General features: G+C 42.5%; 22 protein-coding genes. 8 read left to right on the top strand and 14 right to left on the bottom strand.

Translation table 11 applies throughout. The features are described from left to right. The first annotated feature begins 164 nt into the window (after nt 1-164). The 3 genes from AC23N5_RS27870 to AC23N5_RS27860 all read left to right on the top strand — a co-directional run bounded on the left by AC23N5_RS27870 (nt 165) and on the right by AC23N5_RS27860 (nt 4,050). Nucleotides 165-638 (top strand): (2Fe-2S)-binding protein, encoded by a 474-nt coding sequence (locus tag AC23N5_RS27870; protein WP_183976364.1) that lies wholly within the window; start codon nt 165-167, stop codon nt 636-638. 94 nt (nt 639-732) lie between these two features. Next, nucleotides 733-3,099, top strand: a complete 2,367-nt coding sequence (locus AC23N5_RS27865; protein ID WP_487758035.1) for a xanthine dehydrogenase family protein molybdopterin-binding subunit — start codon at nt 733-735, stop codon at nt 3,097-3,099. Nucleotides 3,100-3,192: 93 nt separating this feature from the next. Continuing rightward, entirely contained in the window at nt 3,193-4,050 is an 858-nt protein-coding gene (locus AC23N5_RS27860; protein WP_487758034.1) for an FAD binding domain-containing protein, read from the top strand. Nucleotides 4,051-4,116: 66 nt separating this feature from the next. On the opposite strand, the gene AC23N5_RS27855 is transcribed toward AC23N5_RS27860, so the two are convergent. The 13 genes from AC23N5_RS27855 to AC23N5_RS27795 all read right to left on the bottom strand — a co-directional run bounded on the left by AC23N5_RS27855 (nt 4,117) and on the right by AC23N5_RS27795 (nt 16,841). Continuing rightward, entirely contained in the window at nt 4,117-4,689 is a 573-nt protein-coding gene (locus AC23N5_RS27855; RefSeq protein WP_487758033.1) for a dihydrofolate reductase family protein, read from the bottom strand. Between the two features lie 107 nt (nt 4,690-4,796). Then, the gene (locus AC23N5_RS27850) at nt 4,797-5,393 is read right to left on the bottom strand and encodes a hypothetical protein (protein ID WP_183976357.1); all 597 of its coding nucleotides are present in this window, start codon (nt 5,391-5,393) and stop codon (nt 4,797-4,799) included. A gap of 128 nt (nt 5,394-5,521) precedes the next feature. Beyond that, the gene (locus tag AC23N5_RS27845) at nt 5,522-6,607 is read right to left on the bottom strand and encodes a DUF4249 domain-containing protein (protein ID WP_183976355.1); all 1,086 of its coding nucleotides are present in this window, start codon (nt 6,605-6,607) and stop codon (nt 5,522-5,524) included. 6 nt (nt 6,608-6,613) lie between these two features. Continuing rightward, nucleotides 6,614-9,049, bottom strand: coding sequence for a TonB-dependent receptor (locus AC23N5_RS27840; protein WP_487758032.1), 2,436 nt, complete (start codon nt 9,047-9,049; stop codon nt 6,614-6,616). A gap of 542 nt (nt 9,050-9,591) precedes the next feature. Next, a complete protein-coding gene (gene ccsA, locus AC23N5_RS27835) occupies nt 9,592-12,156 on the bottom strand; it encodes a cytochrome c biogenesis protein CcsA (RefSeq protein ID WP_487758031.1) in 2,565 nt (854 codons plus the stop codon). Between the two features lie 13 nt (nt 12,157-12,169). Beyond that, on the bottom strand, nt 12,170-12,604 hold the full coding sequence (locus tag AC23N5_RS27830; protein WP_028522620.1) for a cytochrome c maturation protein CcmE domain-containing protein: 435 nt from the start codon (nt 12,602-12,604) through the stop codon (nt 12,170-12,172). A gap of 21 nt (nt 12,605-12,625) precedes the next feature. Next, nucleotides 12,626-13,012, bottom strand: coding sequence for a type II toxin-antitoxin system VapC family toxin (locus AC23N5_RS27825; protein ID WP_487758030.1), 387 nt, complete (start codon nt 13,010-13,012; stop codon nt 12,626-12,628). Between the two features lie 2 nt (nt 13,013-13,014). Then, on the bottom strand, nt 13,015-13,221 hold the full coding sequence (vapB, locus tag AC23N5_RS27820; protein ID WP_487758029.1) for a type II toxin-antitoxin system VapB family antitoxin: 207 nt from the start codon (nt 13,219-13,221) through the stop codon (nt 13,015-13,017). Then, nucleotides 13,218-13,454, bottom strand: a complete 237-nt coding sequence (locus tag AC23N5_RS27815; RefSeq protein WP_183976346.1) for a CcmD family protein — start codon at nt 13,452-13,454, stop codon at nt 13,218-13,220. Before AC23N5_RS27815 ends, vapB begins: the two co-directional genes overlap by 4 nt. Nucleotides 13,455-13,507: 53 nt before the next feature. After that, a complete protein-coding gene (gene ccsA, locus AC23N5_RS27810) occupies nt 13,508-14,164 on the bottom strand; it encodes a cytochrome c biogenesis protein CcsA (RefSeq protein WP_122931171.1) in 657 nt (218 codons plus the stop codon). Between the two features lie 19 nt (nt 14,165-14,183). After that, nucleotides 14,184-14,846 (bottom strand): heme exporter protein CcmB, encoded by a 663-nt coding sequence (locus AC23N5_RS27805; RefSeq protein ID WP_028522624.1) that lies wholly within the window; start codon nt 14,844-14,846, stop codon nt 14,184-14,186. A 62-nt stretch (nt 14,847-14,908) separates the two neighbouring features. Further along, complete coding sequence (locus AC23N5_RS27800) at nt 14,909-16,066, bottom strand: MFS transporter (protein WP_487758028.1); 1,158 nt, start codon at nt 16,064-16,066, stop codon at nt 14,909-14,911. A gap of 142 nt (nt 16,067-16,208) precedes the next feature. Then, the gene (locus tag AC23N5_RS27795; RefSeq protein WP_487758027.1) at nt 16,209-16,841 is read right to left on the bottom strand and encodes a Uma2 family endonuclease; all 633 of its coding nucleotides are present in this window, start codon (nt 16,839-16,841) and stop codon (nt 16,209-16,211) included. Nucleotides 16,842-16,946: 105 nt separating this feature from the next. Between AC23N5_RS27795 and AC23N5_RS27790 the strand changes: the two genes are divergently transcribed. From AC23N5_RS27790 to AC23N5_RS27775, 4 genes are all read left to right on the top strand, one after another. Continuing rightward, nucleotides 16,947-17,285, top strand: a complete 339-nt coding sequence (locus tag AC23N5_RS27790) for a PadR family transcriptional regulator (RefSeq protein ID WP_229601396.1) — start codon at nt 16,947-16,949, stop codon at nt 17,283-17,285. Beyond that, nucleotides 17,282-18,016, top strand: a complete 735-nt coding sequence (locus tag AC23N5_RS27785; RefSeq protein WP_487758026.1) for a hypothetical protein — start codon at nt 17,282-17,284, stop codon at nt 18,014-18,016. Before AC23N5_RS27790 ends, AC23N5_RS27785 begins: the two co-directional genes overlap by 4 nt. Nucleotides 18,017-18,183: 167 nt before the next feature. Beyond that, nucleotides 18,184-18,690: a DUF2199 domain-containing protein gene (locus AC23N5_RS27780; protein WP_487758025.1), complete on the top strand. Its 507-nt coding sequence runs from the start codon at nt 18,184-18,186 to the stop codon at nt 18,688-18,690. A 783-nt stretch (nt 18,691-19,473) separates the two neighbouring features. Further along, a complete protein-coding gene (locus tag AC23N5_RS27775; RefSeq protein ID WP_487758024.1) occupies nt 19,474-22,602 on the top strand; it encodes an NB-ARC domain-containing protein in 3,129 nt (1,042 codons plus the stop codon). Nucleotides 22,603-23,018: 416 nt separating this feature from the next. Here AC23N5_RS27775 and AC23N5_RS27770 read toward each other — a convergent pair whose 3' ends face one another. Continuing rightward, entirely contained in the window at nt 23,019-23,831 is an 813-nt protein-coding gene (locus AC23N5_RS27770) for an Rpn family recombination-promoting nuclease/putative transposase (protein ID WP_487758023.1), read from the bottom strand. Between the two features lie 465 nt (nt 23,832-24,296). Between AC23N5_RS27770 and AC23N5_RS27765 the strand changes: the two genes are divergently transcribed. Beyond that, complete coding sequence (locus AC23N5_RS27765; protein WP_487758022.1) at nt 24,297-24,464, top strand: hypothetical protein; 168 nt, start codon at nt 24,297-24,299, stop codon at nt 24,462-24,464. Nucleotides 24,465-24,698: the final 234 nt, after the last annotated feature.

Below are 24,698 nucleotides of genomic sequence, written 5' to 3'. Positions count from 1 at the left end.
GCAGAGGGTTTCTCAAAACCCGACCGAAGAGAGCCCTTCCAACGTGCTGAGGGTTTCTCAAAACCCGACCGAAGAGCCCTTCTAAGTTTTGAAAACTTGGAAGGGCTGAAACACAAAACATCTTTCCTTTAAACCGTGCGAAAGCACATAACCTTTTAAGAAGTATGCCAAAAATAACAGTAACTGTCAACGGTACTCAACGCACTCACGACGTAGAAGGCCGATTGCTTTTGGTACATTACCTACGCGATGTTCTTGGCCTCACTGGCACGCACGTAGGCTGTGATACCAGTAGCTGCGGTGCTTGTACGATTCACCTCGACGGCCATGCCGTTAAATCATGCTCCATGCTTGCTGCCCAAGCCGACGGTGCCACCATCACTACGATTGAAGGGTTGGCCTCGGGCGACGAATTGCACCCACTCCAAGTAGGCTTTAAAGAAGAGCACGGCCTTCAGTGCGGTTTCTGCACCCCAGGCATGATCATGTGCGCCGCCGATTTGCTCAACCGAAACCCAAATCCTACCGAACAAGAAATTCGCGAAGGGTTGGAAGGAAACATTTGCCGCTGCACGGGTTATCACAACATCGTTCGGGCGGTGCAACACGCCGCGGGGCAACTGACAGAAGAAGTTTAATTTGAAAATAGAGGACGCCGTTAACTAAGTCTTAGCACCGTCTTTATTCTACCATTTTCAAAACTTCAAATTTCAACATTTTCAACTTAAAATCATGAGCAATAAATTCATTGGAAAATCAGTAAAACGCATTGAAGATAAGCGTTTTATTACTGGCAAAGGTCGCTATACCGACGACATCAACCTCCCAGGTATGACCCACGCCTATATACTTAGAAGTCCGTACGCCCACGCACGCATCAAGAGCATTGACACGTCGGCTGCCGCTGCCATGGAAGGAGTCGTAACCATTATGACAGGCGATGAAGTAGGCCATTATGGCGTTCCTTGTGGCTGGCAGGTCAACTTCAAAAATGGCGACATTATGAAAGAACCTCCTCACCCGCTGTTGGTCAAAGACAAAGTACGCCACGTAGGGGATGCGGTAGTGATGGTCGTCGCTGAAAGTCGCGAAATAGCACAAGACGCTGCCGAGGCTATTATTATTGATTATGAAGTACTTCCTGCCATTACCGACGCCTCCAAGGCCGTAGAAGCAGGTGCACCTTTGGTTCACGACGATGTTCCCAACAATATCTGTTTTGACTGGGAAATTGGAAATCCGAAAGCTGAGGTGGACGAAGCCATGGCATCAGCAGTTCATATTACTACCTTAGAGTTTGTCAATCAGCGGGTTTCTCCCAATGCCATGGAGCCGCGCAGCTACATTGGCCATTATGATGGCGTGTATGACAAATATACCCTTTATACCTCCACCCAAAACCCGCACCTCATCCGTTTGTTGATGTGTGCGTTTGTATTGGGTTTACCCGAGCACAAGGTGCGCGTTGTAGGCCCCGACGTAGGTGGTGGTTTTGGTTCAAAAATTTATCACTACACCGAAGAAGCATTGGTCACGCTTGCGGCCAAGAAAACAGGCCGCCCTGTGAAGTGGACAGAAACCCGTTCAGAGGCGTTTTTGACCGATGCCCACGGCCGCGACCACGTCACCAAAGCTGAAATGGGTTTTGATGGTGACGGAAAAATCGTTGGCCTTCGTATTAAGACATTTGCCAATTTGGGCGCTTACCTTTCTACGTTCTCAACAGCTGTTCCGACTTATCTGCACGGTACGCTTTTACAAGGACTTTACACCACGCCTAAGATTCACTTGGACATGACGTGTGTGTTTACCAATACAACTGCCGTTGATGCTTATCGTGGTGCAGGCCGCCCCGAAGCTACTTATTTATTGGAACGTCTTCTCGACCTTTCGGCCTTAGAAATGGGCGTTGACCCAGCAGAATTGCGTCTCAAGAACTTTATTCCTGCCTTCGACGGAGTGACGCAGCCTGGATACCAAACCAACGTTGCTTTGCAGTACGATAGTGGAAACTACCACGGCGTGCTGCATCGTGGCCTCGAAATGCTTGGCTACGAAGATTTCCGCAAAGCCCAAAAAGAAGCCGCCGCTTCGGGCAAACTCCTTGGCGTTGGTTTCTCTACGTACATTGAAGCTTGCGGTATTGCTCCGTCGGCCGTTGTGGGTTCGTTGGGAGCGCGGGCAGGTTTGTACGAAGTAGGACAAGTGCGCGTTCAGCCTACGGGAAAAGTGAGCGTATTTACAGGAGCCCACTCCCACGGACAAGGGCACGAAACGACGTTTGCCCAAGTAGTTGCCGACCGCCTCGGTATTCCGATGGAAGACGTTGACATCATTCACGGCGACTCTGACACAGTTGCGTTCGGGATGGGCACGTACGGCTCCCGTTCGTTGGCCGTAGGGGGTAGTGCCATTATGAAAAGTTTGGATAAAATCATCGAAAAAGGTGCCAAAATCGCCGCTCACAAACTCGAATGTTCGCCCGATGACATTGAATTTACTGACGGAAAATTCACCGTTAAAGGGACAGATAAATCACTGGGCTTTGGCGACATTGCCCTGACGGCTTACGTACCACACGTGTATCCTGCCAACCTTGAGCCAGGGCTTGACTTTAGCAGTTTCTACGACCCTACCAACTTTACGTATCCGTTTGGTTGTCATATTGCGGTGGTAGAAGTTGACAAAGAAACGGGCGCAACCAAAGTAAAACGTTTCATCGCCGTTGACGACGTTGGAAATGTCATTAACCCAATGATTGTGGACGGACAAATCCACGGTGGTTTGGCACAGGGCATCGGACAAGCACTGCTCGAAGGGGTTGAATTTGACGGAAATGGTCAAATCATTAATGGCTCGTACATGGATTATGCCATGCCTCGCGCCGATGATTTACCCATGTTTGAACTCGACCGCCAAGTAACGCCTTGTCCGCACAACCCACTTGGGGTAAAAGGAGCGGGAGAAGCGGGCTGTATTGGTTCAACACCTGCCGTGGTCAATGCCGTGATTGATGCGCTTTGGTCAGCAGGACATCAAGTCAAAGACATCCGTATGCCGCTTACTTCTGAGCGCGTGTGGTCGGCAATGCAATCGTAAGTTTCGAGTGTAGAATGCAGAGTGTCGTATATTCAAAATTCGAGACTCTGCACTCAAAAATCGACATTCATTCACTATTTCACTAATCAAAACATGATACCACAAGCAGTTGATTATAAACGCGCAGGGTCGGTGAGCGAGGCGATTAGCCTTTTGGCAGAAAACCCAGACGCAAAAATTTTGGCAGGCGGCCACAGCCTTATTCCCGCCATGAAGCTTCGCCTCAACAGCCCTTCGTTGTTGATTGACATTGCTCGTATTCCTGAGTTACGTTATATCGAAGTCCGTGATGGTGGCGTCGCTATTGGTGCTGCCAGTACACACCACGACATTATTTCTAATGCCGATATTCAGAGTCGCTACGGGGCAATGATTGAAGCAGGAGAACTCATTGGCGATACTCAAGTACGCAACGTAGGTACTTTGGGCGGAAGCATTGCCCACGCTGACCCGTCGGCCGACTGGCCTGCGGCCTTAATTGCCCTCAATGCCAGCATCAAAGTAGAGGGACCCAACGGTGCCCGTGAGATTCCAGCGACGGAGTTTTTCTTAGGATTTTTCTACACGGCACTTGAAGAAGGCGAAATTGTCACTGAAGTCGTACTTCCAGCCCCTGCGGCAGGTTCGCGGAGTGTTTATCGTAAGTTTATGCAGCCTGCCTCTCGTTTTGCCATTGTAGGCTGTGCGGCTTCGATCACCATTGATGGCGGCACGATCACCGACGCAACTGTTGCCTTTACGGGCGTAAGCGCCGACGGTGCCTTTTTGGACGAAGCCGTAGGAGCTGCGCTTGTGGGTAAGTCGGCTTCTCTCGAAACCATTGAAGCTGCTGCCAATGCTGCGGCCGAAAGTGCTGAGTTGAACGAAGACCATTATGCTTCGAAAACCTACCGTAAACATCTGGCCAAGGTATATGCCAAACGCGCATTGGCAGGTGCTTGTGGCTTATAAGTAGTGCGGGCGGGCGGGTTTTGAGAAACCCGCCCCACCCAAAACCGTGAGTAACCCACCCAAACCTTACTGCGTTTTTTTACGGTAATTCATCACTACAATTCCGCACTCAAAGGGCTTTGCGGTCACGAGTTCAAAGGGCAATTTGCTCGTTAAATCCCCAAAAATGGGCATTCCGTTGCCAATAGCCACTGGGTTGACAAACAAATGAAGCTCGTCAATTAAGTTTTCTTTCAGCAGCGAAGACACAAATTTTCCTCCACCGTAGGCGATTATGTCTTTCCCTTCTTGTTGTTTCAGCTGATTCAATTCTTCCGCCAACTCCCCGTTTGTCACCACCGTATTTTCCCAAGGAGATGCAGTTAGCGTTTTTGAGAAAACGACTTTTGGCGTCGTGGTGAAAATTTTACCCACTTCCACTTCTGGGCTGTCAACGTTTTCAGCCACACTCTTCCAATGTGGAATAAACCCTTCAGCAAGATTTCTTCCCAGCACAATTGTATCAAATGAATTGGTCAATTCGGTGACATAATTGATGAGGTCTTCTGTCCACGCAAAAGTCATCCAATCCATTTCTCCGTTTGGCCCTGCCACAAACCCATCCAGGGTCATTTGCATTTGTAATTTTAGCTTTTTCACGCTGTGTATTTTTTGTCGTTTAATTGATAGGACAAAGGTAAGAGGCCTTCAGCTATCGTGAGGGGTGGAATTACGCCATTCTAAGGGGCGATTGCGACAAACATAGGTTACTCTGGAATCAACACTAGTCGTTTCTCAATGTCCTGTAATTTGTATTTTACCTTCCGAACGCCACCCGTTGCTTTGGCATTGATGTCACCTGCAAGATAAATAGGAAACTGCCGAACCAAGTGGTCGTCCTCCATTTTAAACATGTCGTGCCCCATGTACCCCTTCGATAATTCGGGCGTCAGGGGAGCCATGTGGATTTTGTCAAATGAGTCGGGGAAAAATTGGTAGCCATACACTTTTCCAAACGCTCCGCTGCCGTACGTACACGAATAGATGTAAATCTCGGGCGCGTTGTTTTGGTCCAAATCGGCGGTTTCGGCGTTGATGACCCAACCGTCAGTTTTCTGGCGTATCGTGATTAATAATTGGTTATTACGGCTTACTTTCATCACCATTTCTCGCACAGCCCCTGCCTCAGTTGTACTGATTTCAAATTGGTGTTTCTTAAAAATAAGCGTTTTTTCAAACCGTTCGGCCGTGATTTCTTCCGTGGTAGGCGGGCGCAGTGAAGCCACCATTGTTAGCATAACAAGGCCACTCAACAGCAGTATTTTCCCAAATTGAATCAAATTTTCAGAAGTACCTAGCTTCAAACTAGGCCATTATGTGTTTTCATTTAACGATATTAAGCGTCTTTCTGTTAAAACACAAGCAAAAAGACGGCCAAAATTGCCTTCATTCAGATTTAATAATGCTTGTACCCACGAATTAACCCTCAACATCACCACCCCAACGGGGCTTTTTGGGTTCGGTACGGGCTTTCTTGGCATCGGTAACACGAAGTCAAATCAATCCAATTAAAATAATCCGAGTTATACGGAAGTGAGGCGGTTGTATTACGAGGTATGTACATGGATTTATAAACCACCGAAGACGCTCCGAAATAGCCCAACACTTGCTCTTCGGGGTGGCTGGTACAATTTACGTTTCCAACGACCGTCGCCGCAGGAAGGTCAAAAATACCTCCTGAGTTATTGATTTGGCTATCAACCCCTTTCCAAAACTGGTACGCTTCCTGAGTCAGCGAATATTGCTCAAAAAGAATAAAATAATTTGAAACCCCATCAAATGGAATTTTGCCGATTGGAACTCTCGTAATCGTCTGTCCATTGGTAAGGCGATCGTTGGCCAAAATGATACAGCCATTACACGCCTCTATTTTCCAACACGGTTCACAGCACTTGTTTCGGGTGGCAATGACGCCCCCAGGAGTCGTTGTGACGGTCTGTAAACAGTAATTAATTTCCTCATAATGCGCCCATTTCCAGCGATAAAAATCGTTGGGAGTACTTGGGTCTTTTACATCGACATACATGGCAAACTGCCCCCTCAACTTCGCCGAATTCGTTTCTTGGTATTCGGTATAAAACGTTCCAAACTCGGCTACAGGTTTGAGCAACTCAGGGTTGGAAGCATACGTTTTCCCATCGGGCGTTTTGATGGTAATGTGGTATTTTCTTCCAACGATTCCTCGTATCCCCGTTACTGAGGTTTCGTACAACCCCTGCCCACGGTCGGTCAGCTTTTCGGTCATTCCTTGGTCGTCGCTCATCACGACGGTCGCTCCGCCAATGGTATTCACGGAAGTTTGATTGGTATAAGGGTAGCTGTATTGTAGGCGAATTTTATACGGGCCAGGCTGGTTAGTAATCGTGCCATCGACCACCAGTTTTTGAGCGTTTTCTGTGATTTTTGGGTCATAACTTGTGACGCATTGACTTAATATCAAAGCAACTCCTACCGCTCCTATCCATCTTTTTCCCAGCAAATGATGTATGACAATGGCAAAATAACGTCTCACTGACATGGCTTTTTAATAGGTAAAATTGTACGTAATTGAAGGAATGAGGGTTCCAAAGATGGAGAGCTTATAGGCATTTACTTTGTTGTAAAACTGCAAAACGTTGTCATTTTTGGTGCGGAAGAAAATAGAATACGCATTTTGACGGGCGTATAAATTATACACCGAAAAAGCCCAACCGCTTTGCCATTTGCGCTTGGTGGTAGGGAGCGCATCAACGTTAAAGCCAATATCTAAGCGGTGATAATCAGGAATTTTTGCCTGATTTCGCAAGGTGTAGTTTGGCACATACACATTGTCCACAAAATACTTATCAATCGGATACGTAATAGGCCGCCCCGTACTATACACCCAGTTAAACGACCAACTTGTACGGCGGCTAATCCGATAATTAAGCACGACATTCACGGTGTGTGGTTTGTTAAAATTGGCAGGATAATATACCCCGTTTCGGTACTTATCTTCCGCATAAGGGCTATTGATTAGGTACTCGGTTTGGGCAAAAGTATAACTTACCCAACCTGTCAAAAAACCCGTATTCTTACGCACCAACACTTCAGCGCCGTACGAACGACCCGTTCCTTGCAAAATCGCCGTTTCGGGGGCTTCGAGCAGGGTCAAGTTAGTCCCATTTCGGTAATCGGCTACGTTAGTCAAACGCTTATAATACAACTCCAACGATGTTTCGTAGGTATCTTTTTGCCAGTTTTTAAATATTCCCAACGAGAGCTGGTCGCCGATTTGGGGCTTCAAAAAGGCATCGCTCAACTTCCAACGGTCGGTGGGCAAAGCCGCCGTCGTATTTGAAATGAGCTGTAAATACTGATACATTCGGTTAAAACTAAATTTCAACGAAGTCGTCGGCGACAAATTGAGTCGAGCGACCAAGCGCGGCTCTAAGCCTCCGTAGGTTTTTATGACTTTACCCGAAGCATAATCTACCCCGCCCGTCGTGGTCGTAGGGTCGCGAGGTACGTTGAGTTCATACGCATTGACTCGGTACGGGCCCAGCGCGGCAAACCACGAATACCGCAAGCCATACATCACGCTCAGTTGTTTGCTGACTTCGATTTCGTGGTTCCAATAGGCCGCAGCTTCTAAGCCTTGTTCTTTTTGGAGTGTCAGCGGATTGATGTTTGACGATGCCAAAGTAGGTTGCAAATCGCCTGGTTGAATGTCATACCGAATTCCGCTTAACCCAACGTCTATTTTATGTTTCCCCGCTACGTAGCCCACATCCAACTTTAGGTTTTTGTACGTCACTCCCGATTTTAATTCGAAGGCATTGGCCGAATCTGGATTGGTAATGGTGGGTGCGTAACGACTATAGACGGCAGTCAGGTTGGCAAACAGTTTTTCGGAAAAGGCATGGTTCCAACGCGCCGTCAGGTTACGCGTTTGCCAATCAAACACCGACGAAGTAGCGTTTACTTCGGTTCGTGCCAAGGAATCGCCCGCGATTTTAAAGACGTCTTTCCCTTGGTAAAAGGTGATATAGACTTGATTTTTGGTCGAAGGTTTGATGGCTAATTTACTTGTAATGTCATAAAAATTGGCTTTTGTCCCCTTTAACGAAGCCGTTTTAGCAAATCGAAATAAATAATCTGAGAACGAAGCTCGGGTTCCTACGAGTAAGGCCATTTTATTTTTAACCAGAGGCCCATCGACCATCAATCGGCTGGCGACCAGTCCTACCCCACCCTGAACTTTCCATTTTTCAGCATCGGGTTCTTTTACTTTTACCTCAATCACCGACGACGTCCTTCCTCCATACTGCGCGGGAATTCCTCCGCGATAAAACGTTACGTCTTTGAGGGCATCGGGGTTAAAAACCGAAAACAAACCCATCAAATGCGACGAATTATAAACGGGCGCATCGTCGATGAGAATAAGATTTTGGTCAATGCTGCCTCCTCGGACATTGATGCCCGTAGCCCCTTCGCCCACGCTCGATACGCCAGGAAGTAACTGCAAACTCCGCATTACGTCCACTTCGCCCAACACCGCAGGTATTTTCTTGATGCTTTTGATGGTCAGTTTTGCGACCCCAATTTCGACTTTCGAGACATTTTGTTCAGCCTTTGTTTCGCTCACTTGTACTTCTTGTAATAAGAGCGCATTTTCTCGCAACAAAAACTCCAGTTCGTTGTCTTCGGGAACGATGATAGGAGTTTCTTCCGTAAAGTAACCCAGCATCCGTGCCACCATCGTGTATTTGCCTCGTAGAAGTTCAAAACGAAAAGTGCCATCCGCTTTGGAGGTAGTAACGAGCCGTTCGGGGCCTCGTGCCACAATGGTCACCCCTGCAAATGGTGTTTTTTCGGGGTAATGCAGCACCCGCCCAGTAACAATGTACCGAGCTCCTAACACGTTGGAGTTTTGGGCAAACACATAACTACCCAAAGATAAAAGCACCAAAACAAGGTAAGAAGTAGCGCGAAAAGCCATAACGGGTTGATGAAGTCGGGTTTGTAACAATAATCATCATTTTAGCCCAAAATTCAAAGCTTTTTCACATCATTTCTACAAGAATTGAAGACTATACGTATCACTTTTATATTTATGATTCTACGTAAAAAAATCTCGGGGCAAGGGAACATAACAATAGCAAGCCAAAACTGTATTTAGCAAAGAACTTTTCAATAAACAACATTTAATCAAGTTGTTACAGGGTATTTTTATGCTTTTTACTGTATATTTATTAGCTAGCTTCCTCAATCATTACTTTGTTATGAAAAATCTTTCAACCACCGTGTCTGCCTCACGAAAGTGTACTTACTGCGGCTCAAGTGCCATTGAGCGGGTTCCCCGTCCTTTTTTATTCAAATATCCGTTGTTTTTTTTACCTATTCGACGGTACCATTGTGATGATTGTTCTCGCAGTTTTTACAAGTTTGTTTTGTGAGGTAGAAACAAAAAAGCAAGGACTTACGACCTTGCTTTTTTGTTTGGTTATTTATCGCCCGACTTTTTCGTCATTCATTCACGATTTAGTCCAGCACTTTTTCCAATTCAACACCTTTATCACGAATCAAACGAAACTCCCTGAAACGGCGCAAGGTTGACATGGTAAAACCAACAACCAATATCAGCGTCCCAATCCAAAGGACGTTGATGAGCGGTTTTTCTACGGCTTTCATGACAATATAATCGCGCTGCTTTGAATTGGCATCAAAACTGAACGTTCCCGTTTTAGGATCAATCTCCATAAATTGAATCCGAAGACCCAGTTCTTCGCTCACTTCGGGTTTGCGCATCACCATGCGGTCTTGATTAATGGCAAAAGTCGGAGCAACATAGTACTCACGTTCTTTGTCCAAAATCTTGATTTGTGCTTTTACGGCAATGTCATTCGGATTTAACGCAACCCCTTCAACGGCATTCGTACGGGTAACGCTTTCGAGCACCGCCACGTAGTCGTTTACAAAAAATGTATCTTGCAACGCCACTCTGAAATTTTCAGTAGGCGACCATTCTTCGGCGTCACCTGGATTGCTACCTATCATTGCGTATGAATACAAATCCTTGTTGAGTTCCCGCTTAATATCTGGCGACGTTACCATACCCATTCGCTCATTGAACTGTACCCGTGGGAAGAGTGTAGTAATTCGCCCCGTTGGTTCACGGTACTCCACTTCATAGAATACGTTTTCTGGATACACCGCTACGGTATCACCTTTCTTGTGGTATGTTTTTTCACCAATGGTAATATCCCGCAAACACACCGCGTGAAAATCGCCCTCGATGATGTCTAACCAACTGCTTGGCACGTACTGCGGCACATCCCGAATTTCGGTGCGCGGCCCGCGATAGGTCAGCAAGTAGTCACCCATGCGCGTTGATTGACCCAACCATAGCAACACGTTTTCTTTGTTTTCACGGTTATCGTCTTTGGTAAAAAAGTCTTCTTTTGAAATCAAAAGTCCTGAGCCATTGAGCGACACTACCTTTTGATAACCCGATGACCACAAAATACCAATCAACATCAAAGCAACGCCGATGTGGGTAATTGCCCCGCCAGAAAGTCGATAGCTGCCTTTGAGAACGCCCAAAATAATGGTCATATTTGCCACCAATGCAAATACCGAAGCCGTCAACAAAGCGATGTAAGGGAGTTTGTTGATGCCCCCAAAAGTAATGAGAATCGCAGTGATGAATAGGGTAATCCAGACTGGGGTAAGTAAGTCCTGCATTTTACCCTTCTGCACCCGTTTCCACCAGAAATACTGGCCAATCCCTGTTAAGATGGCAATGACCGCAAAAAACCAAAGTTGGAATTTTGTGTAATAGGTAATGGCATCGGTAGGTGGAGCCAATTTAGACACCCCGCCAAAGCTTTCCACAATTTTATTCCAAACAGGAATAGAAGTTGGAATAATGACCTGAAAACTTGCCAAACAAATCACGGTAGCGCCAATAAATAGCCAAAACTCCCGCGAGTAGGTTGATACTTCGTCAGCATCGGTAGGGAGTAATTTCCAAGCGCGGGCCGAAATAATAACCGAAACTGCAATAAAGGCCAATAAATAAAGCAATAGCTGACCCGAAAGCCCTAAATCAGTAAATGAGTGTACGGATGAATTTCCTAAAATTCCGCTTCGGGTAAGGAAGGTTGAATATAAAATTAGGATAAACTGGGCAATGACCAAAATCACCGAGGCTTTGAGTGCTGACGCATTTTTTTTGGCAATAATCATGGTGTGCAAAGCAGCAATTCCTACCAGCCAAGGCACATATACAGCATTTTCGACGGGGTCCCAACTCCAGTAACTGTTGAAACTCAGGGTTTCGTAAGCCCAATAGCCGCCCATCAAAATACCCACGCCCAAAATTACGCCCGTCAAAAGCATCCAAGGCAAGGCTGGGCGAAGCCATTCGATTACTTGTTTTCTCCAAAGCCCCGCCATCAAATACGCAAACGGAACTAACGTGAGCGCGAATCCCAAAAACAGCGTCGGCGGGTGAATCACCATCCAGTAGTTTTGAAGCAAAGGATTGAGGCCATTTCCGTCTTTAGGAACAAAATTGGGATTCATTGCCCAAACTTGTAAATCAGGCATGGCTTCCCGCATGGTCAAGAAAGGCGTACTGCCAATTTTAAAATCAATACCTGGGATAATAACCCCTAAAATCATTGAGGTCAAAAATGCCTGTACCAAGGTATAAACAGTCATCATGGGGGCTTCCCACAATTTATTGGTCCGAATCAGCACAACCCCTAAAATGGCTTGCCAAAACATCCAAAGCATAAAGCTCCCTTCTTGGCCTTCCCAAAAACACGAAATCATGTAATACCACGGTAGTGCTTTTGAGGAGTGGCTCCACGCATAATGGTACTCAAAATGGTGTCCGTAAATGATCGTGTATAACGTTGCACATACACCCAAAATGGCCGCAACGTGTACGTAAAAAGCTCCTCTTGCGAAGCGCTTCCAAGAACTGAGTTCTAACGAATCGGTTCGTAACAGCGTGACACGCAAATAAGCGTAAGTAGCCACTAATGCCGTTACGAACGATAAAATGACGAGAAGGTGTCCTAAGTTTCCGAGGGTCATGGTTGGATATAATCTACAGTTTAGCAGCCGTCGCTTCTTTAAAATCAGGCTTTTCGTTGGTATATTTTGAAGGGCACTTCATCAAGATTTTATTACAAGCGAAGTGGTCGCCTTCCATGCGCCCAATGACCACTACTTGTTCTGACTTATCAAAATCTTGCGGTTTAGGGCTGCCATATACTACTTTTTTAACGACTCTATTGGTATCAGCCAACATAAACTCAAAGTGGTTGGGATCCATAACGGGGTCGTATTTCATTCCGACAATCTGTCCGTTTGCGTCTTTGGTGAGTTTACCCACTACGTGAATTTCCGATTTTTCGCCTTCTTTGGCCAATTCTTCGGCTTCCGTAAAATTGGAATACGTACTGGCGTTTCCGTAGGTCGAAACAATGATTCCAATCGCAATCGCGATGACTATAAGTCCAAAAATGTGTATCTTTTTCATTTGTTTACTGATTTTTGATGCTTACCAAATTCGTGTTACTCCGTACTCTTCAAATAATTTCTCTTTTGTTATAATGCTTAGGTTTTCAGTCAACGCCTGCGCAATCAATGTCCTATCAAATGGGTCGCGGTGATGAAACGGGAGTTGAGCGAGAGACAAAGTATGTTGGAAATGCAAGCTTAAAACAGAAAAGCCATTCTCTTCAACTTTTTTTAGAGTTTGTGAAAATGGTAGCGTTAACTCTAACTTCCCCAAACTTACTTTTATCGCAATTTCCCAAAAGGAAACTACACTAACAAAAACTTGTCCCTCTGACTGCGTTTCAATCAATTTTTTTACAATTTGTGGCAATTTATCATCTCCATTTATAAACCAAATAAGAGCGTGAGTATCAAGTAAATACTTCATAGCTACATATATTCTTTAAAGTCTTCCAGGGGTTCATCGAAATCATCAGACATAATGAACATTCCCTTCCCACTCCCAAAAACTGGCTTCCGTTCTGGCGTTGATTCGTTTTTGGTTTTAGATACCAAAAAGTCAACAAAGTCTTCTACCTCTGTTTGTTTTTCCAGTGGTAGTTTTTCGATTTTGGCTATCAAGTCTAAAAGGCTCATTTTTTTGCTTGTTTTTCTAGCTTTGAAACTTTCCTATCTATATTCACCAAAAAGGCAATAATCCCCACAAAAATGACCGATATAACCGCAAATACCACCCAAATTTTACCATCGGCACGCATTTGGTCGGCCATTGAAATTTCCTGTTCAACGGCTTGTTGAGCAAATAGGTTTAAAGAAACCAACACAAAAAGAAGGGTTGTAATAAAGGTATTTTTGCTATTTTTTTTCATTTCAACTCGTTATTTTAAATTGTACATTTTTGGGCTTTTGTTCGCCATCTACTTTAATCTGCTTGCTCCTCCAACATTCGTACTCGCACTCGTACCGTAGCCATCCACGTTCCGAGTAATCCCCAACCAATCACAGCGGGGTAAAAAATCCGTCGCATTTGGTTGTCCATGTCCAATTCACTGAATGCGGGGTTCCCACCGTTGCCTGGGTGCAATGAATCGGTCAAACGAGGGAGAATAAAAATAAGGGGAATAAACACGGCGTACGCCAAAATATTATACACAGCCGAGATACGCGCCCGACGCTGTTCATCATCAAACGACCCGCGCAAAATTAAGTAAGCAAAGTACATCAACATACTGATGGCGACGCTATTGAGTTTGGGATCGCTTGGCCAAGGGTCGCCCCACGTAACGGAAGCCCACAGCGAGCCCGTGGCACAACCCAAAATTCCCAACAAAATAGCGACATTGGTAAACTCTACCGACTTGAGGTCGTATTGTAAATCATTGGTACGTAAATACTTAATGGCATATACCAACGAGGTAGTGAGCATGGCAATCATGGCAAACCACATCGGTACATGGAAATACACGTTACGGATACTTTCGTTCAAAATGGCACGACGAGGAACCGTCCCCATCAATCCAAAGTAAAGTGTATAAGTCAGCAGTAGCACCGCTATTATTTTCCACCAGTTATTCTTCATAAGGTATTACTTTAATTCTCTAACTACGCCACAAATAAGGAAACAAAATTAAGGACAAACTAACCACGATGGCATCCAACGCCAACAAAATCATGACTTCTTCCGAACTAGACCCACGGTCTAAGCCATCGAGGGCATTTTTTGCTAACTTCATCACCATCAACAACATAGGAATAATCACGGGAAAACTCAGAATCGCCATCAAGGCGCCGTTGTTTTCGGCTTTGGAGGCAATCCCCGCGACCATCGTCAACGACGACGCAAACCCGATGCTTGACAAAAAAATCGTCACCAAGTACATCCACAAATCTCCGACAGGATTACCCATCACAAAAGCGTAAAACCCAAAACCCGTCAACGACAAAACCAGCATCAAGCCCGAATTGTAAATGATTTTGGAAAGAATAATCCCTTGTGGGCTTGCGATGGTATAATAGTACAAAAGGCGCCCAGCGCGTTCTTGGGTAAAACTTTTGGAAATGGCATTAACCGCCGTAAACAAGATAATAATCCAAAATAGCGTGTTCCACGTAATGGGCGTCAGCTGGTTGGCTTTGAGTTTAAAGCTCAAATAACAGACAAACACCGTACTTACAATGTACAACAGCATCCCATTGAGGGCGTAGCGTTGGCGCCATTCGAGGGTTATTTCTTTTCCGATGAGGGTACGAAGTTCTTGCATCGGGGCAAAATTACGACACAAACCAACGCGTTGTACTGAGGAAGGTCATTAGTTTTTAATTTTTATCCAACTACGGTGCGATGCGTGCGTTTCCACCACACTAAGTAACCCAACGAAGCTAACGCCAAAACCGACGAAACATAAAAGGCCACGGGGATATTGGCGAGTTTTCCACCGTACCACCAGCCCGACCACCACGCCCCTACGCCAATGCCTGCTTCAAGCGCGATGTACATAGTTGCCAATGCTCTTCCGCGATAGTCGGGATGGCTGAGGTCAATTGTCCATGCGGTCAAGGTAGGTGTGTTGAGTCCCCAGGAGAAACCAAACAAAATCGCCGCCGTCCAAAAACTCCACACCGATTGACTAACGCCCAAAATACCCATCCCAAGCGCCAAAAGTATGGACGAAACAATCATCACAGGAACGCGCCCATAGACATCCGACGATTTACTAGCAAACACCCGTATCACCAACGAAGCAATGGTATAGACCGTAAAAAACAGCCCTTTGTTATGAATCCCGAGGGTTTTGCTCACGTCTGGAATGAGCGTCAGAATAACTCCTGACGAAAATGAAACGGCAAACATCACCACAAACACGTTGAGCACGCGCGGCTCAAACAAATCGGAACGACTGATTTTGAGCATACTAAATCGGAAACGTTCTGTTTGAACCAACGTTTCTTTCATGTTGAGCAAAATCAAAATCGACAACAGCGCGAACGCCGACGACACAAAAAACATGGGGTTGATGCCCATCGACATCGTGAGGTAGCTTCCAATGGCGGGTCCTAACGACATGCCCGTGGCAGTAAAAATACCCAACATCCCCGCCGCCTCTCCGCGACGATTTTCAGGAATGATATCGGCAACGTAGGCGGCCGTCGCGGTTGGTTTTGTTCCCGTTGAGAATCCGTGTAAAAAGCGAAGCAACAAAAAGCCCCACACCACGTGGACAAAAGGGTAAAACAAGCTCGCCACACAACACACCAACGACCCAAAAGCCATGACGGGCACTCGGCCAATGGTATCGGTCAGTTTGCCGCTAAATGGCCGCGACAACCCCGCCGTAAACGTAAAAAGTGCAATGATAAGTCCGATGTAAGGTTGTCCGCCCATCGCCGTCAGGTAATCGGGCAGTTCGGGAATCATCATTTGAAAACTCGCAGAAAATAGGAAGTTACTGAGGCATAAAAGCCAAAATTGTAAATTGTACATAACAAAACTAACTGTGGAATAAAAAAACAAAAGGACTGAAAGTGCCCACGTGGTTTACTTTCAGTCCTTTTGACACAGCTATGAGGTTTCTAAACATGATAACTTGTAAAACCTCATAGCTGTTGCTCAATTTTATTTACGTTTATCTAATTCTAAAAACCGTTTCGGGCAAATCTTCCGTATTTGCGTACAAATCAGCCAGCAGTAAATCGGCCTGAATTGCTTCTAAATGTACCGTGGCGTCCAACGACTTACTTTCAAACATCAACGACCAAATTCCCTGCTCGCTTTTTCGCCAAAGTTCCACCCAAACACGACGAGAATCGACCAATAGATATTCTCTCAACGTCGGAATCTCTCGATAAAGTTCAAATTTTTCGCCTCTGTCATAATTGGCTGTACTTTGCGAAAGCACCTCTATCAGCACAACGGGGTTGGTAAGGCTACTGGTTTGACTGTCCGAAAACTCAGGTTTTCCGCACACAATCACTAAATCGGGATACGCATAAAGCCCCGTAGCTGGGATAAATAAGCGCTGGTCGCTTGAGTAGGAACGGCATCCTTTCTTTTTCAAAAATGAACCAATTTCAATGGAAAGGTTTTCCCGTATGGCATTATGCGCTGGCTTGGCTCCTGCCATAGCCTCAGGCGTGTCCCCTTCAAAATCCCCCATCGGATAAATCTGCCCATCAAAGTATTCACTTTTATAGGCCGCTTTTTCTTCCAACGCTAGGTATTCTTCGGGTGTGTAGTATTTTTTAGGAAGTGCTGTCATACCACCAACTTTATCAAAATCTAAAACTTTGACAAAGTTAACAAAAGAAGACAATTTTATACCTAAGAAAATTTGGTATGTAGAAATATAATGTATATTTGCGGTATGCAACAACAAACGTACCTCAAAGGCTGTCTGAGCGCCATTGTTCTTCAACTTTTGCAAGAAAATAGGCGCATGTATGGATATGAAATTACCCAGCGGGTTCGCGAAATCACCCTGGGAGAACTCCAACTCACGGAGGGAGCGCTGTACCCTACGCTTCATAAATTAGAAGCTGAAGGAGTACTCTCTACCGAAAACGCCCTCGTGGATGGGCGCAACCGAAAGTATTATAAACTGACCGAAAATGGCCACCAACAAGCCCAAACGGCGGTCTCCGAATTGACCGATTTTGTGTCTAACCTTCAAAAAATTTTGAACCTTAAACCTTCGCTCGGATGAAACTAACACCCAACCAACTCGACCTCATTAGCAAAGAAATCATTCAAGGAGGCATCAAATACCAAGACCTGTACGAAGAACTCCTCGACCACTACATCACGGCCATTGAAGATAGAATGGCCAGCGGGATGGCATTTGGCGATGCTTTTGGAGAAGTTCACACGAGTTTTGTTGATTACAAACGCCCCGCGCGGGTTTGGGATCATTACAGTGTTTGGAAAGATTACACCTCCGTAGAGTATGGCTTGGGTAAGCTTCAAGCCGAATACGAAGAAAGTTTGACTGGCGAAATCAAAAAACGGCACTGGCAAATTATGGGCAATTATTTTCGTTGGCCAACTGTTGTTACGTCGCTTTTAGTGGGGGCGCTTACTTTTCAGTTTGCGTATTTGGTGCCCTTAAAAATTGGGGTTGGCTTCTTCGGCTTCTTGTCTTTTGCTCCATTACTCTTTTTATTGCCCGCGACTTACCGACACACGATGGGTTATTTCAAGAAAGAGCGCAAGTTTATCAATTCACTCAAATGGACGGCCATCGGTGCGCAAGCCACCTTTGCACTTTCACTTTTCAATTGTTTCGTGTTTATACCAAGGGTAGTTGGCATTGAACTAAAAGCGTTTTCTCCTCAAATTCAAGTTGCAACGGTAACCACTATCATCTGCTTTTACCTTGCCTATTCCCTCAGCTTTTACCAGCTCTACAAAGAACGCTTTAAGGTCAAAACAACATAATCTCGATGGCGCGAGCGTCCCCGCTCGTGCCTCTTATTAACAGGCTTCAAGCCTTTCTTGTGCCAAACTAAACTCGAAGCCTTTTGATAGTCGTCACGGTTCGGGCCGCCCCGTCGCAGGATGCGAGCGCCTGCGTTCTGAAATTTATTCACACTATTTTTATTCTTATGTCATCTTTTACTTTCAAATGCTCAAAATGTGATCAAATTCATGAGGGTATTCCAAGTTTCAATTTAGAAGCTCCTGTATATTATTATTCTATCCCAAGTGAAGAAAGAGAGTTCCGTACTAAACTAACCTCTGACACTTGTGTTATTGATGATGAATACTTCTTCGCAAAAGGTTTTCTAATAATTCCAGTTCTAGGCTTAGATGAATCTTTATCTTTTACCCCTTGGGTATCACTAAGTGAGTCTAATTTCGCTAAATTTCAGGAATCCCTTGATATTGAAGATGCTTCAAAATATGGCTCAATGTTTGGTTGGTTTTCGTCACAAATTAAAGGTTTTGGTGATTGTGTAAACCTCAAAACAAACCTAATTTTACAAGATAACAATCATAGCCCTGATATTGACATTGAGCCAACTAGCCATCCTCTCTCCTTAGCCTATCACAATGGAATATCAAAAGAAAAATTAATCGAATTGGTTGAAATCTATTTACATAAATGGTAAATTATGTATAATTTATAGTTTTTCCCGACTTCCCGATGGCGCGAGCGTCCCCGCTCGTGCCTTTTATTAACAGGCTTCAAGCCTTTCTTGTGCCAAACTAAACTCGAAGCCTTTTGATAGTCGTCACGGCTCGAACCGCCCTGTTGCAGGATGCGAGCGGCAGCGTGGGAAAATCCATACCCTCAGGTACAGCTACGCTATGCACCTCTTGCAAGCAGGTGTGAACACCCAATAAACGTTTGGTTTACAGGAACTTATAAACCAAACGTTTATCTACAAGTAAGCGAACAAGAAGCCGCCAACAAGGCCAGAGACTCATTATAATTAAAATATTAGTTCATACTTGGGCTTATTGAAATGATACATTGTGAGATTAGGAAACGGCGGCTATAAAACTTTTTATGGAGCTTGAAACCAAGACTTTTTTTGCTGATATAGGCTTTTTTAGGCCTGAAAGTGATCTTGTCTTTTGAGTAGTACAAGTTCAAATCTCCATCAAAAAAATAATTAGGGAAATTTTTGATGGAATATTTGATATTTTCAATATCGTTTGTAGATTTGTTCATTAAACAAATTTAAACCATAATAACCATATAACCAAACAGTTAGAAGGGCGTTGCCCTACCACTTGTTTCGTACTTATATAGTTGGAAAAAGATATTCTCTTCAAAACTGAAAAAAACTACTTTAAGCTTAGTTTAATTTTCTCTAATAGAACAAAAATCTCATATCAAAGCAAAATTTTTCGTGACTTTTGATTAATTTTAGAAAAAAAGAAAAACTATGTCCCTAATCAATTCTCGAATTTCTAAATTATTGGCTACTGCTGTTGCTCATTGTAGTACAAATGATGACGTTTCAAAAGAAATTTTTACCGTAGTTGCAAAGCATATCGATTTTTTCAAAGGCTTAGGCACTACCTTAGACAAAAATATTCCTGGGTTTTCTTTGATTGTTGCTGTAGGGAAAGGGCTAACACAAGCCCTAAGCCCTGAAATAATGGGCGGTTTACTTGAAAAAATTGAGTATAGCAAAATACATGAATACTTGATTACTCCCAGTCCTAATGATTTAAACCATGATTTAAGCAAACTACTCAAAAAGGCTGCTCTTACATCGCTGGGATATATCAAAAATCTGTGGTTTGAAAAACTCAAACAGGTAGGAGACGATGAGCAAATCGAGCTATTAGAAGGCATATTTAAACAAATGAAGGCTGATTTGACTTCTTGGCTTGCTTATGAAACCATTGAAGATGACATACTCAAAGACCCTTCTGATTGTCTTTCTGCCATTACTGACTACGTTTTTACTACTTCTTCTGTAAACCGAGAAAGTGATTTTGCTGAATTTTTTGTTGATATTTTACCTTTTTGTTTCAAGTTAGCCTACAAAGAAGCCCTCAAAGACGATGACAATAAAAAGGCATTTATCGCTTTTCAGATTTGGATTTTAGAAGGTATTAATCAAAAAACTGGTGAGATAAAAGAAGATACTACTAAAATCCTTAATAAACTTGAAAAATTAAAACCTGAGACGCCTCGCCCTCCACATCATCTCACTACCCCTCCCTTTATGTCAGAAGTATTTTTGGGCAGAGAGAAAGATTTGAAAGCTATTAAACATAAACTCTTTACAGGTAAAAGTTTCTTACTGTTGGTGAATGGTGAAGGTGGGGTTGGTAAAACTTCGCTTGCTTCCAGATATTACCATGCTTATCATGCTGATTATGCACACGTGGCATGGGTATTGAGTGAAAAAAACATTGCTAACGCTCTATTATTATTGGCGACGCCTTTGGGACTGGTTTTTGAAGAAACAGCTACCAGCGATGAACGTTTAAAATTGTTATTGATGGCTATGGCACAATTAGATAAACCATGTTTATTGATTATTGACAATGCCAACGAAATCCAAGACCTTGAAAATCACTATCAAAACTTACGTACTTGTAGTAATTTTCATTTGTTACTTACTACACGCATTACAGAATTTAAACAAGCTGAACGATACAAAATTGAAGGTTTACCACCTGATGAAGCATTATCTTTATTCAAAAAATACTACAAAAAGCACAAAGAAAGTGAAAATGTATTGTTTGAGCAATTGTATATAGCTGTAGGGAACAATACGCTGGTAATAGAGTTATTTGCCAAAAATCTAAATGTTCTTAATAAACTAAAAACAAGATATACATTAAGTGATTTATTGATTGACTTACAAAGCAAAGGGTTGTTGGCACTTAGCCAAAACCAAGAGATAGATGTAGATTATCAAAAATTTAAAAAATCCAAACCTCAAGACATAATAACCGCCATGTACGACTTGAGCGAATTGCAGCCTGACGAAATTATTATGCTCTCAGTTTTTGCAGTTTTACCAGCCGAAAGTATAGCCTATAATACTCTTGAAGAACTTTTATCAAATATTGGAAGTAAAGACGAAGCTCTACAAAACCTGGCCCAAAAAGGATGGTTAGAATATAATGAATCAAACAATAGCTTTAAGTGCAGTCCTGTAATACAAGATATTACCAAAACTAAAAATAAAAATTTAAGTCAAGACTGTAAATTTCTATTGGACATCTATAATAATAAATTAAATTATGAAAAAGGTGTTGGGAGTTTAATTAATGCTACTTACGAACAAGCCTCCTTGTACGTACGATATAGCGAAAGTTTATTAAATAATTTATTTAAAGTTGAATATAATTTAGCCATGCTTTGCCAAAAATTAGGTGTTTTTTACCAGACTTTTGGCAATTTAGAAAAGGCCTATAAATATTTTGAAAAATTTATTGAAACTTCGGAAAAATTATACCAGATAGACCCAAGTAATAAAGATATTATAAATAGGTTGGCTCTGTCGTACGAACATTTTGGAGATATTAATATAAGTTATGGAAAACTTGATGTTTCTCTATATTTTTTTTTCAAGTATAAAGAACTGGAAGAAGAACTCATTAAAAAATTTCCAAATGATGTTTATATTTTAGACAATTTGTCTGGCTCTTATATAAAAATTGGAGAATTATATCAACGTATAGGAAATATAACTGAAGCTATGGCTTATTTTGAAAAAAGTAATAGGGTTCGTGAAATATTGGAAAAAAATTATCCTGATTATTCTGATAATAATTTAAAAAATAGCTTAGCAATCTCTTATTTAAAATTAGGTGAACTTCATCAAAGTATAGGTAACCTTAATGAAGCATTAGTACTTTTTGAAAAAAACAGACTAATTAAAGAAGAACTTCATAAGAATTTTCCAAATCAAATTGCCTTTAAAAGTGGTTTAGCAACTGCTTACTCAAAATTAGGAGAAATATATTTAAAATTGAAAAAATTTGATTTTGCTTTAGCTTTTTTAGAAAAAACGACTAAAATTTATGAAAGTCTATATCATGAATTTCCTAGTCACGTTGATTTTAAAAATCGTTTAGCAATTTCTTGTTCACAATTAGGAAGATTATATTTGAACATTGAAAAACCTGAAAAAGCTCTAAATCTTTTTATATTCGAAACTCAACTATTTGAAGAACTTTTCAAAGAATATTCACAAAAGGTTGATTTTAAAAATGGTTTGGCAATTTCATATCAGCTATTAGCAGTAGCTCTCATGAATTTTAAAAATTATGATTTAGCGATAACATTTACAACAAAATTTAATCAATTAATGATAGAGTTAAATAAAGACTATCCCACTCAGATAGAATATAAAAACAATTTAGCTTATTCATATCAAATTTTAGGAGGATGTTATTTGGGTAATGATGACCTTCCAAATGCCATTTTATTTTTTAATATTGCTCTACAACTTTGGGGAGAGTTAGTAAAACAATTTCCACAATATAGTGAGTTTCAAGCTAATTTAAATCTTGTTAAAAATGCTCTGGCAAATTTAATAATTTAAGATACGTATGCTGCTGAAATAGTTTGACAGTTTTAACACAAAGGCTCGTGCGACTGGACAAAAGTGAAGTTTTAAAGTGTAAATTCTCAGCAATATTTCAAACGCATAGTAATTTTCGACATATCCAATGCGTGGTATTTACTCAAATTTCACTCCGACAAGTAAATTCTTTTGCTTTTCAATTTCTTTTTTCAGAACTTGGCATGCAAATTTAGTCAGCGACATTTAGGCAGAGCAGTTTCTATGATTTTTATATCTTAGCACGCATCTATCTTGGTGACACTTTGAAGGCGTTGGCACTCAAAGTTAGTTGCGTCCAACACGGGCAAGTGCGTAAACGCCTTAAAATCAATTAGTTAAATCAAAAATCAAACCCCAGCATCGCACTTGCGTGCCGTTGGAACAAAAAAGCAAAACTACAATTCATTAACCTCATCATCCGTAAGTCCAGTTGCTTCCTTAATTTGAGATTTAGATAAACCCATTTCCCGCATTTTTTTTGCTACTTTTTTTACGCCGTCTAACTCAGCAGTTTTCACAACTTCTTTTACTTCAATGTAAGTCAATAAACTTTCTTGATATTGCTCATATTGTTCTGCTGTCATATTGGCAACCTCTGCCACCTCAAATGCTTTCTCAAATATCGGTTCTTGTAATATTGTTGGTATTTCATCAAAACTCTCTAATTTCTTCAAAAAGTATATCCATTTTTCAAATTGCGTTTCAAGCTCATCCCCACCTTTTGTAAACAACGGCATCTGAATAAATTTAAAGGTTAGCTTATCATAAAACACATCCCCATCTTGGTCTTTTAATTTTACACTTCGCAAAAACTTCTGTTTTTCTTCTTGTTCATCATATTGAAAATCCAAAATCGCAATCATATAAATCGGTGTCAACCGAAAATCCCATTCGCCTCGCTTGGCCTGCTCTCGAATAGGAAAAGTGGAATAAAATAACGAACGGTCTTTGAAAAAATTCACTTTTGCTTTCTGCATTTCCACGATGATTCGTTCGCCACTTTGGGTTTGGCAATGAATGTCAAAAATAGCCTTTAGTTCATGTGACAACTCGGCGATTCCTTCTACATTACGAAAGTTCAATTCTGTTATTTGATGCTTGGCTGGTAGTAATTGATTCAGGAAATCAACCAACAAGTCTTTGTTAGCTTCTTCGCCAAACAATTTCTTGAATCCAAAATCAGTATATGGGTTGATATATTTCGACATAAGTGTGAAATTTTAATGCAGTTTACGGATTTTTATTCGCTCAAGCACAGTGTGTTCTTCCCCCGCAGTCGTTCGGTTCAAGTCGAATGACGACAATTGAAAGCCCCCCAAAGCGTTCATAGCTGCTCCCTAACTACAATTTGGGAACGTTATAGTCTAGCGTCCCCGACACCTTAACAACTCAACTTTCCGCTCCTTCCCTTTATGAGCCGTCTTCAAGCCTTTCTTGCCCCCAAACTAGGCTCGAAGCCTTGGAATAGTAAGCACGAGCAGAATGCTCGCGCTATCGGGTCTTTGTTTTCCTTTTTTCTACTAAGATTTCGCCTCTCTGAGGCTTTTTTGTTTTTAGGCGTTTAACCCAATAAAAAAAGCCTTTGCCAGCGTTGTTAAACTTTGACAAAGGCTCGTAGCTGTTTCAATGCTGTCAGAATTATCTATCTCTCGGCATTTTGCTAACTTTGTAAAATGAAAAAACAGTCAAGCCAGTACGACAAGATTTTTAAAGAAAACATCGAAGCCGTTATACCAAGTATCATGCAGAACCTACTTGCTATAACGGCTGTTTCTCTGGAAGAACTGCCTGATGACCGCAGCGGCGGACCGCATTCAAATCACCAAAGAAAGGAGGCCTGATGTATTAAAAAAAGTAATTGATAATCATGGGAATACGTTTGTTCTTCAAATCGAATTTCAAGTAGCTGATGAGCCTGAAATGGTCTATCGTATGCTCGAATACAAAGCGATGCTCTTGAGAAAATATAAAATTGATGTTGAGCAGTTTGTAATATACTGAGGTGGTCCATTTTAGACGGACAGTTTACTTTGCAGGATTAATAATTCATTTTGGTTGTAAATTTGTTCAAATTT

The organism is Runella sp. R5_40, assembly GCF_057652295.1.
The sequence above is the reverse complement of the archived record's forward strand: the minus strand, read 5'-3'. Positions and strand labels throughout refer to the sequence as shown.

Coding starts and splice junctions, on each gene's coding strand:
- AC23N5_RS27785 (WP_487758026.1), top strand. CDS start 17,282: ATGAAACTAACACCCAACCAACTCGACCTCATTAGCAAAGAAATCATT.
- ccsA (WP_122931171.1), bottom strand. CDS start 14,164: ATGAAGAATAACTGGTGGAAAATAATAGCGGTGCTACTGCTGACTTAT.
- AC23N5_RS27830 (WP_028522620.1), bottom strand. CDS start 12,604: ATGAAAAAGATACACATTTTTGGACTTATAGTCATCGCGATTGCGATT.
- AC23N5_RS27795 (WP_487758027.1), bottom strand. CDS start 16,841: ATGACAGCACTTCCTAAAAAATACTACACACCCGAAGAATACCTAGCG.
- AC23N5_RS27815 (WP_183976346.1), bottom strand. CDS start 13,454: ATGAAAAAAAATAGCAAAAATACCTTTATTACAACCCTTCTTTTTGTG.
- AC23N5_RS27845 (WP_183976355.1), bottom strand. CDS start 6,607: ATGTCAGTGAGACGTTATTTTGCCATTGTCATACATCATTTGCTGGGA.
- AC23N5_RS27865 (WP_487758035.1), top strand. CDS start 733: ATGAGCAATAAATTCATTGGAAAATCAGTAAAACGCATTGAAGATAAG.
- AC23N5_RS27840 (WP_487758032.1), bottom strand. CDS start 9,049: ATGGCTTTTCGCGCTACTTCTTACCTTGTTTTGGTGCTTTTATCTTTG.
- AC23N5_RS27765 (WP_487758022.1), top strand. CDS start 24,297: ATGAAAAAACAGTCAAGCCAGTACGACAAGATTTTTAAAGAAAACATC.
- AC23N5_RS27800 (WP_487758028.1), bottom strand. CDS start 16,066: ATGTACAATTTACAATTTTGGCTTTTATGCCTCAGTAACTTCCTATTT.
- AC23N5_RS27790 (WP_229601396.1), top strand. CDS start 16,947: ATGCAACAACAAACGTACCTCAAAGGCTGTCTGAGCGCCATTGTTCTT.
- AC23N5_RS27775 (WP_487758024.1), top strand. CDS start 19,474: ATGTCCCTAATCAATTCTCGAATTTCTAAATTATTGGCTACTGCTGTT.
- AC23N5_RS27770 (WP_487758023.1), bottom strand. CDS start 23,831: ATGTCGAAATATATCAACCCATATACTGATTTTGGATTCAAGAAATTG.
- AC23N5_RS27860 (WP_487758034.1), top strand. CDS start 3,193: ATGATACCACAAGCAGTTGATTATAAACGCGCAGGGTCGGTGAGCGAG.
- AC23N5_RS27805 (WP_028522624.1), bottom strand. CDS start 14,846: ATGCAAGAACTTCGTACCCTCATCGGAAAAGAAATAACCCTCGAATGG.
- AC23N5_RS27780 (WP_487758025.1), top strand. CDS start 18,184: ATGTCATCTTTTACTTTCAAATGCTCAAAATGTGATCAAATTCATGAG.
- AC23N5_RS27870 (WP_183976364.1), top strand. CDS start 165: ATGCCAAAAATAACAGTAACTGTCAACGGTACTCAACGCACTCACGAC.
- AC23N5_RS27825 (WP_487758030.1), bottom strand. CDS start 13,012: ATGAAGTATTTACTTGATACTCACGCTCTTATTTGGTTTATAAATGGA.
- vapB (WP_487758029.1), bottom strand. CDS start 13,221: ATGAGCCTTTTAGACTTGATAGCCAAAATCGAAAAACTACCACTGGAA.
- ccsA (WP_487758031.1), bottom strand. CDS start 12,156: ATGACCCTCGGAAACTTAGGACACCTTCTCGTCATTTTATCGTTCGTA.